The sequence below is a fragment of the Stappia sp. genome (assembly GCF_965276915.1).
GTDB lineage: Bacteria > Pseudomonadota > Alphaproteobacteria > Rhizobiales > Stappiaceae > Stappia.
The window spans coordinates 2,706,911-2,718,786 of record NZ_OZ255709.1 but is presented as its reverse complement, the minus strand read 5'-3'; the positions used below and the strand labels follow the sequence as shown (position 1 = coordinate 2,718,786).

At 67.0% G+C, this 11,876-nt stretch carries 10 protein-coding genes; 4 read left to right on the top strand and 6 right to left on the bottom strand.

Features of this window, described 5'->3' with window-relative positions:
* Positions 1-3: 3 nt before the first annotated feature.
* The 3 genes from ACQY46_RS12660 to ACQY46_RS12650 form a co-directional block, all read right to left on the bottom strand.
* A complete protein-coding gene (locus ACQY46_RS12660) occupies positions 4-561 on the bottom strand; it encodes a dihydrofolate reductase family protein (RefSeq protein WP_428696398.1) in 558 nt (185 codons plus the stop codon).
* An 85-nt stretch (positions 562-646) separates the two neighbouring features.
* Positions 647-2,542: a sigma-54-dependent Fis family transcriptional regulator gene (locus ACQY46_RS12655; protein ID WP_428696397.1), complete on the bottom strand. Its 1,896-nt coding sequence runs from the start codon at positions 2,540-2,542 to the stop codon at positions 647-649.
* Positions 2,543-2,672: 130 nt separating this feature from the next.
* Complete coding sequence (locus ACQY46_RS12650; RefSeq protein WP_428696396.1) at positions 2,673-3,464, bottom strand: crotonase/enoyl-CoA hydratase family protein; 792 nt, start codon at positions 3,462-3,464, stop codon at positions 2,673-2,675.
* 97 nt (positions 3,465-3,561) lie between these two features.
* On the opposite strand from ACQY46_RS12650, the gene ACQY46_RS12645 reads away from it, so the two are divergent.
* Together ACQY46_RS12645 and ACQY46_RS12640 are read left to right on the top strand one after the other, a co-directional pair.
* Positions 3,562-4,260, top strand: coding sequence for a TetR/AcrR family transcriptional regulator (locus tag ACQY46_RS12645; protein ID WP_428696395.1), 699 nt, complete (start codon positions 3,562-3,564; stop codon positions 4,258-4,260).
* A 234-nt stretch (positions 4,261-4,494) separates the two neighbouring features.
* Positions 4,495-6,000: a hypothetical protein gene (locus ACQY46_RS12640; protein ID WP_428696394.1), complete on the top strand. Its 1,506-nt coding sequence runs from the start codon at positions 4,495-4,497 to the stop codon at positions 5,998-6,000.
* A 261-nt stretch (positions 6,001-6,261) separates the two neighbouring features.
* Here the strand turns inward: ACQY46_RS12640 and ACQY46_RS12635 are convergent, their stop codons facing one another.
* A complete protein-coding gene (locus tag ACQY46_RS12635) occupies positions 6,262-7,716 on the bottom strand; it encodes an NAD-dependent succinate-semialdehyde dehydrogenase (RefSeq protein WP_428696393.1) in 1,455 nt (484 codons plus the stop codon).
* Positions 7,717-7,768: 52 nt separating this feature from the next.
* Complete coding sequence (locus tag ACQY46_RS12630; RefSeq protein WP_428696392.1) at positions 7,769-8,485, bottom strand: GntR family transcriptional regulator; 717 nt, start codon at positions 8,483-8,485, stop codon at positions 7,769-7,771.
* Between the two features lie 439 nt (positions 8,486-8,924).
* Here ACQY46_RS12630 and ACQY46_RS12625 point away from each other — a divergent pair, with 439 nt between their 5' ends.
* Positions 8,925-10,724 (top strand): NAD(P)/FAD-dependent oxidoreductase, encoded by a 1,800-nt coding sequence (locus ACQY46_RS12625; protein ID WP_428696391.1) that lies wholly within the window; start codon positions 8,925-8,927, stop codon positions 10,722-10,724.
* Positions 10,725-10,867: 143 nt separating this feature from the next.
* Here ACQY46_RS12625 and ACQY46_RS12620 read toward each other — a convergent pair whose 3' ends face one another.
* Positions 10,868-11,458 carry an Lrp/AsnC family transcriptional regulator gene (locus ACQY46_RS12620; protein WP_428696390.1) on the bottom strand — a complete coding sequence of 197 codons (591 nt, stop codon included), beginning with the start codon at positions 11,456-11,458 and terminating at the stop codon, positions 10,868-10,870.
* A gap of 156 nt (positions 11,459-11,614) precedes the next feature.
* Here ACQY46_RS12620 and ACQY46_RS12615 point away from each other — a divergent pair, with 156 nt between their 5' ends.
* Positions 11,615-11,845 carry a hypothetical protein gene (locus ACQY46_RS12615; protein WP_428696389.1) on the top strand — a complete coding sequence of 77 codons (231 nt, stop codon included), beginning with the start codon at positions 11,615-11,617 and terminating at the stop codon, positions 11,843-11,845.
* Positions 11,846-11,876 lie beyond the last annotated feature (31 nt).

Below are 11,876 nucleotides of genomic sequence, written 5' to 3'. Positions count from 1 at the left end.
CCCCTATCGGGCGCGCCGGTAATGCATGGCGACGGCACCGCTGCGGAGCGGGGTGGCCGAGATCAACTCGAGCCGCCGCGTGCCAGGCAGCCCGCTCTGGTAGAGGGTTGGCCCGTGACCGGCGATCCTGGGGTGGACAAGAAAATTGTACTCATCGATCAGATCCAGCCGGTCCAGCTCGGTCGCAAGCTTGCCGCTGCCTACGAGCACGCCGGCCGGGGTCTCGTCCTTGAGCCTCTGCACGCCCGTGCGCAGGTCGCCGGCGATGTGGTGGCTATTGGTCCACCGGAAAGCCTTTCGCGTCGACGACACCACGTATTTCGGCTTGGCCTCCAGTTTGACCGCCCACTCCCGTATCGCCGGCGGCGCCTCCACCTCGCCGCGGGCGACGGCCGGCCAGTAGCTCTCCATCATCTCGTAGGTGACGCGCCCCCACAGCATCGCCCCGTTCTCGTCCATGAGACGGGTGAAAAAGGCATGCGTCTCGTCGTCGGCAATTCCCTCCCGGTGGTCGACGCAGCCGTCCAGGGTGACGTTGATGCTGAAGGTCAATAGTCCCATGCGTCGAGTCCCGGCCCTGCAATGGAAAGGTCAAGTTTCAGTCAGGACGTTGCGACCATGCCGGCCAATTCAACCGGTCCCGGCCCTAGCTCCGCTTCAGCCAGCGATGCACGGTCGAGCGGTCGACGCCGAGCTTGCGCGCCAGCGCCGAGACATTGCCGCCGCAGGCGTCCAGCTCACGCCGGATATCGCGCCCGGGCGTCGCGGCGACGGCGCGCGGCGACGGGCGCCGCGCCACGTGCCCCGGTGGCCGGTGGAACGCATCCGGCAGGCTTTCCAGATCGATCAACCCGCCTTCGGCAAGCACGCAGGCAACCTTCAGCACATTCGACAATTCGCGCAGGTTGCCCGGCCAGTGATGGGCCCGCAGGGCAAGGCGCGCCGCATTGTCCAGGCGGCAGGCGATGCCGGCCTCCTCACCCGCGCGCTTGAGAATGCGCTCGACCAGAGCGTCGAAATCGAGCCGCTCGCGCAGGGGCGGCAGGGTGAAGGTGGCCGCATTGAGCCGGTAGTAGAGATCCTCGCGGAACCGGCCGTCGGCGACCAGTTGCTCCAGCTGCTGGTGGGAGGCGGAGATGACCCGGGTGTTGACCGCGCGCGGCTTCAACGCGCCGACCGGCTGCACTTCCTGCTCCGACAGCGCCCGGAGCAGCCGGCTTTGCAGCGAAAGCGGCATGTCGCCGATCTCGTCAAGAAAGAGCGTGCCGCCCGACGCCTCCTCGATCAGGCCCGGCTTGCCCCGCGTCGAGGCGCCGGTGAAGGCGCCGGGGGCGTAGCCGAACAGCTCCGACTCGATCAGGTGCTCGGGAATGGCCGCGCAGTTGACGGCGACGAAGGGTCCGCCCGCCGTGCGGCTGCCATGGATGGCGCGCGCCAGGTATTCCTTGCCCGTCCCGGTCTCGCCATGAACGAGGATCGGGATGTCGCTGTCGGCGAAGCGGGCGACCCGCGCCAGAAGGCTCTCCATGCGCGGGTCGCCGAGGCTGAGCTCGTCAAGCGCGCGCGGCAGGCGCGGGCGGGCGGCAAGCGGACCGCGCACGCTCGCCACCGGGGCGATGGAGCTGGCGAAGAAGGCCGAGCCGTCGCGCGCCCTGAGCACCCGCTCCCGGTCGGGCCGCCCCCGGGTGAAGCGCGGCAGGTCGTCGATATCGATCTCGAAGAAGGCGTCGATGCGGCGGCCGATCAGGTCGCGCGAGGAAAAGGAGGTCAGGTTCATCGCCCTCGCAAGCGCGTTGAAGCCGCCATGGGTCATGCCGGTGACACATCCCGATCCGTCGAGCGAGATTGCCGCATCGGGATCGACATCGAGGAAATCCGGCAGCCGTGACAGCCGCAGGACCCAGTCGTTGCGGGTGCGCAGCATCAGGTTGGCGAGCTCGATGCGCCGCGCGGTGGCGCAGACCAGGTGCAAGGCCAGCTGCTGGCTTGCCTTGGCGGTGGGCGAGCGAAGCTGCGAGATGTCGAGCACGGCGCTCAGGTCGCCCAACGTGTCGTAGATGGGAGCGGCCGTGCAGGTCAGCCCGATATGGCTGGTGTCGAAATGATCGTCCTGATGGATGATGACCGGCTCGCCGGAGACCATGCAGGCCCCGACGGCGCAGGTGCCGGCGCGGTCTTCCGACCATTCCGAGCCGAGATAGAGGCCGGCCTTGCGGAGCTGGTTGTCGAAGGTCGGGTCGCCCATGAACTCGACGGTGACGCCGCGCGCGTCGGACAGGAGCAGCACGTATTTCTGCTCCGCCACCTGGTTGAACAGCGTCTCCAGCCCGGTGCGGCCGATGCGGATCAGCTCGCCGGCCTGCTCGCGATGCTCGCGCAGGGTGCCGTCGGGCACGATATAGGCTTCCTGCGCGGTGGCCGGGTCGAGCCGGTAGTCGTTGAGGCAACGCAGCCAGGACTGGACGACGGGCGTGTCGCGGCCGCTGGCGCCGCCCATGGCGACACGCTCGATCTCCCTGATGTGCGACAGCGTCGACACCATGGCTTTTCCTCCCGCCGCCATGCTCGCACGGGAGGGCGCGCGGCGACAAGGCGGGATCGGGGGCCCCGTGCCAAAGGAGGAGAGCGTGCGCCCTCCTCCCGCCTTCCGTCCCCTTCGCTCCGCGTTGTCGTCAGCGCCCCGCGTAGACGGGCGTGCGCCGGGCGATCCAGGCATCCAGCCCCTCGTGCACGTCCTGGCTGGCGCACATGCGGGCGAACTGTTCGCGCTCGATCAGGAGCCCTTCGTCTATCGTCGTGTTGAGGCCGCGCGTCACCGCCGCGATGATCCGCGCCGCCGCCAAAGGCGAGTGCCGCAGGATGCGCCCGGCCATCCCGAAAGCCGATGCAAGCAGGGTCTCCCCCGGCACCACCTCGTTGACCAGCCCCATCTCGTAGGCGCGGCCGGGTCCGAACGTGTCGCCCGTCAGCAGCAGTTCCAGCGCGTGCTTGCGTCCGGCCAGGCGCGGCAGGCGCTGGGTGCCGCCGAAGGTCGGGGGAATGCCGATGTTGATCTCGGGCTTGGCGAAGACAGCGCTCTGGGAGGCGATGGCCAGATGCGCGGCCTCGGTGATCTCGCAGCCGCCGCCGAAGGCGATGCCGTTGACGGCCGCGATCACCGGCTTGGGAAAGGCCTCGATGCGGGCGGTCATCCGCTGGCCGCGGCGGCAGAACTCGCGCACCGCCTCCTCGGTGCCGCGCCTGATGCTTTCGGTGAACTCGTGAATGTCGCCGCCGGCGGAAAAGGCCCTGTCGCCGGCGCCGGTGATGATCACCGCGCCGATGGCCTCGTCCTCCTCGATCTGGTCGAGCAGCGCCAGCAGCCGGTCGTTGGTGGCGTAGTCGAGGGCGTTCAGCTTCTCCGGCCGGTTGAGGGTCAAAAGGGCGACGCGGCCGGTCTTTTCATAGAGGACGGTGTCTTGCATGGGACGTGCCTTTCCGTTGGTGTCGACGTTGACGGCAAGGCTAGCCGCGGGCATGCTGCATGCATACTCACTGGTCAGTATACATGCGGGATACGGAATGAGCGCGGCAAAGCAGGAAACCGGGAGCCGGAACGAGGGAGCGGGCAGCACCGGAGCGGGCGGCACAGGTGCGGGCGGGTCCGGGCCGGCCAGTTCAGGCACGAAGGCAGCCGGTGCGAAGACGCGCGGCGAAAAACCGGCCCGCGAGCGGATTGTCGACGCGGCGAACCGGCTCTTCTACCGGGAGGGCATCCGCGCAGTGAGCGTCGACGCGGTCGCGAACGAGGCCGGCGTCACCAAGAAGACGCTCTACTATCACTTCCGCAGCAAGGACGACCTCGTCGCCGAATATCTCGCCTCCCGCGACCAGCCCAACCTTGCCCTCTTCGCCGCATGGTTCGGCCGCGCCGAGGGCGATCTCGCCGACAAGGTCGAGGCGATCTTCACCGAGCTTGCCCGCTCCGCCCGCCATCCGAAGTGGAAGGGCTGCGGCTTCCTGCGCACGGCGGCGGAACTGGCCAACATGCCGGGCCATCCGGCGATGAAGATCGGCGCCGGGCACAAGAAGAAGTTCGAGGACTGGATTGCCGGGCAGTTTGCCGGAAGCGGGATGGAGAACCCGGCCGCCACCGCCCGCCAGGTGGTGCTTTTGATGGACGGGGCCTTCTCCACCATGCTGGTGCATCGCGATGCCGCCTATGCGGAGGAAGCGGGCCGCGCCGCCGGGGGAATCGTCCGCGCCGCCACGCGTCCCTGAAGCTTGTACGGCGACGCTGCGGATTGCGCGACCCGGCCGCCATGCTAGTCTTGCGGCCGTTGGGGGGCCGGACGTCTTGCGCTCGCTTGAGGGCGCAACGTCCCTGTCCTCCGCCTATTGGTTCTGAGCGATTTCACCCGCCGCGTCTCCCGGCCGGCTCGGCAGGCATGCGTTCCGCCCCGGAACGGCCGCCGCCCCGGGAGCAAGGCCGGGACAGGCATTTGAGGAGCGGCATTGCAAGCGGAAGACAGCCATCTCGGGCCCATCCTTGGCACAGTTGCGGCAGTCATCGCGATTATCGCGCTTGCCGTTGCCATGTTCGCGATACTTCCCGTGCTGATTGCGAGCTTGGCGGTAATATGGCTCTCACTCTGGCTGCTTGCCGCCGTCATGCTGTCCGATACGGAGAAGCGGAGCTTTCTTGCCGGAACGCTGCGGCACTCGAACTACACCCAGATCTATACCCGCCTGACGCGCGGCGGGGTTCTGTGGATCTGGGGCCGGCTCTGCGATCCGGCCGATGACAAGGCTTCCTGGCCCTTGCTGTTTCGCGCGGCGCTGACGACGCGACTTTATGACAAGGCGCTGCTCTTGGCCGTCGCCTATCCGATCCTGCTGCTGGTCGGGCAATGGGTCGTCACCGGCGCGGAAGGGAGGATCGGCAATCTCGCTGTCCTGCCCGAGGCGGCATTCTGGCCCGCGCGCGCCGCGCTTGTGGCCTCCCTGTTGATCCTGGCAGCAGGCAAGATCGGCGAAATCCTGGCATCAGCCAGCCCGAAGCCTGGTTGGTCCAAGGCCTCGGACTGGCTGTTTCTTGTCGCATTCGCAGTCGCATTCGCATTCGCATTCGCATTCGCAGGCGCAGGCGCAGTCGCATTCGCAGTCGCAGGCGCAGTCGTAGTCGCAGGCGCAGTCGCAGTCGCATTCGTATTCGCAGGCGCAGTCGTAGTCCCAGGCGCATTCGTAGGCATATTCGCAGTCGCAGGCGCAGTCGCAGGCGCAGTCGCAGTCGCAGTCGCAGTCGCATTTATGGACAGGCGCGGCAGGCAGGCAGTTGCCCGCGTTTTCCTGACTTGCACCCTGCTGGCCGCACTCGCGGCCGCAGCGCTGGTGCTGGGCTGGCCTGTCGTGCGGGAGGACTATCGCAGCGTGTTCCTGTTTCTCGCAGCGCTGCCGCTGCTGAACGGGCTCTTCGACCTCGTCTCCTATGCGCTGACCCTGTCGCTGATCCGGCGCGGGCTGCGGTCGTCCTTGCCGCTTCTCTGGGGATTGGCGGACCTGGCACTCGCCTGCCTGCTGTTTCTTGCGCTCGGGGCCGTTCTCGTCGTTGCGGTGCACGGGCTCAACCTGCTCGCCGGCGTGCCCTTCGTCGACCTTTCCGCCCTTTTTGCCGGCATTCATGTCGAGCCGGGTGCCTATGTCTGGCTCTATCTGATGCTGTTCTCGACCGTCCTGCCGACGGCGCTGCACGGGATGGTCAGCCTGATCGGCCTGCAGGGGCTGTGCCCGCGCCCCGTTCGGCGCTGGCTGGCGCGGCAGGTCGACGCGGCCCCGCAAAGCCCGCTGCATGCCATCGCGGCAAGTCTTGGTCTCGGCCTGTTGTGGACGGTGCCGGTGATCTGTCTTGTCGGTCTCGGCTGGATCGCCTGGCATTACGGCAAGGGCATCGTCCTTGCCGGGCTGGAACAGTATTTCCACCTGCTCCTGCGGCTTGCCGCCATTCCGATAGGGGCGATCTGATCAGGCCGGCACAGTCGCAAACCTCTCCGCCGTCCTCCCGGGCAAGGCGAAGCCGCGACCCGGGATCGGAGAGGCACTGCGCGGCCGGGAGGCACAACTCGCCCGGGCTCCCCGGTCCCGGCTCTTCGCTCGCGCTCCGGCCGGGAGGACGAGCGGAGCGGCGGTGCCGGAATGAGCGACATCAAGATCCGCCATCCCGCAACGCAAAAGGGCCGCCCCGGAGGACGGCCCTTTCGTCGCATGCGCAGAATACGGCGGGAGCTACATCCCCAGCCCGCCGATGCAGGCGTATTTGATGTTGAGGTAGTCCTCGACGCCGTATTTCGAGCCCTCGTTGCCGACACCCGAATCCTTGACCCCGCCGAAGGGCGCGACCTCGGTGGTGATCAGCCCCTCGTTGACGCCGACAAGCCCGTATTCCAGCGCCTCGGTGACGCGGAAGGCCCGGCCGAGGTCCTTGGTGTAGAAATAGCAGGCAAGGCCGAATTCCGTGTCGTTGGCCCGCGCCACCGCCTCGTCCTCGGTCTCGAAGCGGAAGAGCGGGGCGAGCGGCCCGAAGGTCTCCTCGCGCGCCACCTTCATGTCGGCGGTGACGCCGGTCACCAGCGTCGGCTCGAAGAAGCTGCCGCCATTGGCGTGGCGCTTGCCGCCGGAAACGACGCGGCCGCCCTTGGCAACCGCGTCCTGGATATGCTCCTCGACCTTCTCGACCGCCTTGCCGTCGATCAGCGGGCCTTGCGTGACGCCCTCTTCCAGCCCGTTGCCGACCTTCAGCCCGGCGACCGCAGCGGCGAGCTTTTCGGCGAAGGCGTCATAGACGCGGTCCTGCACGTAGATGCGGTTGGCGCAGACGCAGGTCTGGCCCGAGTTGCGGAACTTGGAGACCATCGCCCCTTCCACGGCAGCGTCCAGATCGGCGTCGTCGAAGACGATGAAGGGCGCGTTGCCGCCAAGCTCCATCGAGATCTTCTTCATGTGGGCGGTGGCGTTGGAGGCGAGCTTCTTGCCCACTTCCGTCGAGCCGGTGAAGGTGATCTTGCGCAGATGCGGGTTCTCGCACATCTCCGCCGCGATCTCCGCAGCCGATCCGGTCAGCACGTTGACGACGCCGCGCGGGAAGCCGACCTCCTCGGCAAGGGCGCCGAAGGCAAGCGCCGAAAAGGGCGTCTGGCTGGCCGGCTTGATCACCATGGTGCAGCCGGCGGCAAGCGCCGCGCCGAGCTTGCGCGAGATCATCGAGTGGGGAAAATTCCAGGGCGTGATCGCGCCGGCGACGCCGACCGGCTCCTTCGTGACGAGGATGCGCTTGCCGCGCCAGGGCGAGGGAATGATGTCGCCGTCGATGCGCTTGGCCTGCTCGGCGAAGAAGCGCACATATTTGACGCCGAGCGCGATCTCGCCTTTCGCCTCGGCCAAAGGCTTGCCCATCTCGGTGGTCAGGATTTCGGCCAGCGCATCGTGATTGTCGAGGATGGCATCGCAGAGCGCCTGCATCAGGCTGGCGCGCTCTTCGGCCGTCGTCATCTTCCAGTCCTGGAAGGCGAGATAGGCGGCCTCGATGGCGCGCGCCGTCTCGGCCCGGCCGCAGCGCGGCACGGTGCCGATGATCTCGCCGGTGGCCGGGTTGTTGACCTCGATCACCGCGCCGCTGTCGGCATGGGTCCACAGCCCGCCGATATGGCAGGACTGCTTGAATAGAGTGTGCTGGTTGATCATCCGCGTCCTCCCGCCTTGTTTTCTTGTCCGGGCCCGTCCCGTCACCAGTCACCTAGCGCTGGGTCACCGAGTAGACCACGTCTCGCGTCAGACAAAGTGTCTGCCGCCATTCGACGGCGATCCCGTCGAGATCATAGGCGATGCGGTCGATGGCCAGCAATGGCGTGGCGGGCGATACCCCCAGAAGCGCGGCATCGTCGGTTTCCGCCGCGATGGCCCGCAATTCCTCCGTCACCACGGAGACCAGCACCCGGTAATCGCTGTGATACATGGCGTAGAGCGCGTTCGGCAGGTGGCGCGCGGCAAGGCCCGGAAACCGGTCGAGCGGCAGCACCATCCGCTCGATCAGCGTCGTCGCGCCGTCGAAACCGCGCAGCCGGTCGATGCGCACCACCTGCGCGCCATCGGCGAGGCGAAGCTGCCGGCGGTCGAGCGCATTGGCCGCGCCCATGCCGGTGCGCGTGTCGACCACTTCGGGCATCAACCGGTCGCCGCCCGGGCGGGTGTAGTAGAAGAACTGGAACACCGAGCGCTCCGGCGTCACCGCCCGCACGAAGGTGCCGGTGCCCTGGCGGCGCTCGACCAGCTTCTGCGCTGCCAGTTCGTCCAGCGCCTTGCGCACCGTGCCGTGGCTGACATCCAGTTCCCGGGCCAGCGCCTGCTCGCTCGGCAGCTTGCCGCCGGCCTGCCAGGTGCCGTCGGCGATCCGCGTCTGGAAGAGATCGCGCACCTGCTGGTAGAGCGGCCGGTATCCGGTCTTGTCGGTCATGTCCTGAAGTCTCGCGAGAAAGGCGTGTCGGAAAGCGATCCGCAGAACGCGGTCGGGGATGGCGATGCGAACGGCGGGGAGGAATGCCGTCCCAATCAATCATACGACAAATATCATATAGAAGACTGCGGCGACAAGAAGACGGGCGCGAAAGACCGGGCAGCAAACCGGGCCGCAAACCGGGCCGCGAACCACGACACCGCGGCGTGCGGCCGGCCGGCAGTGGCGGCAAAGCGGGCGCCGGCCGGGGCGCGAGGTGTTGCAAGCCCTGCAACAGGTGTGGCGCATCGCCTGCGCCGGTTCCTGCGAACGACCGTGCAAGCCGTTGATTTTCATGAGCTTGCCCATTGCATGCAAGTTGGCACGCCGCTTGCCGGGGAAACGGCACGGGCGAGGGAGAAGCGCCCTTTTCGTCGACTGAGCAACGGGAGGACCATCAATGCTCGACAAGACACCCACGGCCCGCATGCAGGCCTTTCTCGACACGTTCGGCGCGGCCCTTGAAGCGGGCCGGATCGACGAGGCGACCGGCATGTTCGCCGAGGATTGCTACTGGCGCGATCTCGTCACCTTCACCTGGAACATCAAGACGGTGGAGGGCCGCGAGCAGGTGCGCGACATGCTGCAATCGCAACTGTCGCAGACCCGGCCGACGAACTGGAAGGTTGCGCCCGGCGAGGATGCAAGCGAGGCGGACGGCATCACCGAGGCGTGGATCACCTTCGAGACCGGCGCGGCGCGCGGCTACGGGCTGATCCGGCTGCGGCACGGGCAGATATGGACGCTGCTGACCACCATGGCGGAGCTGAAGGGGCACGAGGAGAAGGCCGGCTTCACCCGGCCGCTCGGGGCGAAACACGGCTCCAATCCCGGTGCCAGGACATGGAAGGAGGAGCGCGAGGAGGAGGCCGCGACGCTCGGCTACACGGTGCAGCCGTATACCGTGATCATCGGCGGCGGCCAGGGCGGCATCGCACTCGGGGCAAGGCTGCGCCAGCTCGGCGTGCCGACGATCATCGTGGAGAAGAACGAACGCCCGGGCGACAGCTGGCGCAAGCGCTACAAGTCGCTCTGCCTGCACGATCCGGTCTGGTACGACCACCTGCCCTATATCGATTTCCCGAAGAACTGGCCCGTCTTCGCGCCGAAGGACAAGATCGGCGACTGGCTGGAAATGTACACCAAGGTGATGGAGCTCAACTACTGGACCCGCTCCACCGTCAGTTCGGCGAAATGGGACGAGGCGGCGAAGGAATGGGCCGTCACCGTCGAGCGCGACGGCGAGACGGTGGTGCTGCGGCCGAAGCAGCTGGTGTTTGCCACCGGCATGTCGGGCAAGGCCAACATCCCCGCCTTCAAGGGCACTGAGCGCTTCAAGGGCGAGCAGCACCATTCCTCGCGGCATCCGGGACCGGACGGCTACAAGGGAAAGAAGGTCGTCGTCATCGGCTCCAACAACTCCGCCCATGACATCTGCGCGGCGCTCTACGAGGCGGGCGTCGACGTCACCATGGTGCAGCGCTCGACGACCCATATCGTGCGCTCCGAACCCCTGATGGAGCACGGGCTGGGGGCGCTTTATTCCGAGCAGGCGGTGGAAAACGGCGTGACCACGGCGAAGGCGGACCTGATCTTCGCCTCCCTGCCCTACCGCATCCTGCACGAGTTCCAGAAGCCGGTTTACGACAAGATCCGCGAGATCGACGCCGAGTTCTATGCAGCGCTGGAAAAGGCCGGTTTCCAGCTCGATTTCGGCACGGACGGGTCAGGGCTTTTCATGAAATACCTGCGGCGCGGATCGGGTTATTACATCGATATCGGCGCCTCGCAGCTGATCATCGACGGCAAGATCAAGCTGGTCGGCGGCCAGGTCGAGGAGATCACCGAGAACTCGGTCAGGCTCGACACGGGCGTCGAGGTGCCGGCCGACGTCATCGTTTACGCCACCGGCTACGGCTCGATGAACGGCTGGGTCGCCGACCTGATCGACCAGGAGACCGCCGACCGGGTCGGCAAGGTCTGGGGGCTGGGCTCGGACACGCCCAAGGACCCCGGTCCCTGGGAGGGCGAGCAGCGCAACATGTGGAAGCCGACGCAGCAAGAGGCGCTGTGGTTCCATGGAGGCAACCTGCACCAGTCGCGCCACTATTCGCAGTTCCTGTCGCTGCAGCTGAAAGCGCGGATGGAGGGCATCCCGACGCCGGTCTACGGGCTGCAGCAGGTGCACCACAAGGGCTGAGCCGGGGCTGACGCCCGTGCAAAGCAAACCGGCCGGGCGGAGCGATCCGCCCGGTTTTGCCTGGCGGGGCGCCCGCGAGAAAGCCGGTGTCATGCGGGCACTTGGGGGCCGGTACGATGCCGGACACCGAGGCTCGGACCGCCTCAGCGTGCCTGCACCAGTCCGTCGCCGATATCCTGCCGCCGATCCCCGGCCGCGATTTCCTCAAGGCGCAGGTCGAGGCGATCGGGTCCGTCACCGGGTTCATAGTCGCGGTTCATGGAGGATTTCAGCGACCATTGCCGCAACACCATCGCCGTCCACACGACCTCGACTTCCGGATGGCGGGCAAGGCGGTCGCGCAGGTCCTCGAGCCGGTCGAGCCCGGAGCATTGCACGAGCAGGGTCATGTCGGTGCCGCCGGCAATGGACCAGGCTCCCGTCAGCTCGGGCCAACCGCGAACGGCTTCGTAGACCATCCTGCAGAAGGGCCGTTTCAGCTTCATGTGGAAGAAGGCGGCCCCTCCCGGCGGCCCGCCGTGATCCTTGCCGCCGAGCTTGATGGTGAAACGCTCGATGACGCCAAGATCGACCAGCCGGGCAATACGGTTCTGGACCGTGGTGCGCGACACCTTGAGAAGCCCGGCAAGCTCGGTGTTGGACCGGCGGGCGTCCTCGGACAGCAACCGGATCAACTCCCGGTCCAGCGGCGATACGGCCGCGTCCGGCAAATTATCGCAAGGCCTGTCCGTCACGGCACCCTCCGTCGCGCAACCAGAGATGGTTTCGAGTTTGCAATTCGCAAGCAGATTGTCAAATCGACACCTGCACTCTTTCGTTGTGCCCGGTTATCGATAACCAGGGGCATGCGGCCTGCGCATGGCCCGCAGGCCGGAGCGGAGAGGACATCGATGACGCAGAACGCCAACAGGACAATCGCCCTGTCGACGCAGATCAACCGCTGCCTGTTCGACGGCGACCTGGAACGGACGCTGTACCTGATCGGAGAGTTGATGCGGACGGGAGGCCTGAGCGTGCCGGCCCGGGCCCTTGCAGCGATACCGGTTCGCGAAAGCAGCGCGCAGATACGCCCGATGAAGATCTCCCGGCCCGGCCTTCAACGTGTTGCATCCGACCAGTGACGGCATCTGCCGCTTCGACGCCACCGCTTCT

Coding starts and splice junctions, on each gene's coding strand:
- ACQY46_RS12660 (WP_428696398.1), bottom strand. CDS start 561: ATGGGACTATTGACCTTCAGCATCAACGTCACCCTGGACGGCTGCGTC.
- ACQY46_RS12655 (WP_428696397.1), bottom strand. CDS start 2,542: ATGGTGTCGACGCTGTCGCACATCAGGGAGATCGAGCGTGTCGCCATG.
- ACQY46_RS12650 (WP_428696396.1), bottom strand. CDS start 3,464: ATGCAAGACACCGTCCTCTATGAAAAGACCGGCCGCGTCGCCCTTTTG.
- ACQY46_RS12645 (WP_428696395.1), top strand. CDS start 3,562: ATGAGCGCGGCAAAGCAGGAAACCGGGAGCCGGAACGAGGGAGCGGGC.
- ACQY46_RS12635 (WP_428696393.1), bottom strand. CDS start 7,716: ATGATCAACCAGCACACTCTATTCAAGCAGTCCTGCCATATCGGCGGG.
- ACQY46_RS12630 (WP_428696392.1), bottom strand. CDS start 8,485: ATGACCGACAAGACCGGATACCGGCCGCTCTACCAGCAGGTGCGCGAT.
- ACQY46_RS12625 (WP_428696391.1), top strand. CDS start 8,925: ATGCTCGACAAGACACCCACGGCCCGCATGCAGGCCTTTCTCGACACG.
- ACQY46_RS12615 (WP_428696389.1), top strand. CDS start 11,615: ATGACGCAGAACGCCAACAGGACAATCGCCCTGTCGACGCAGATCAAC.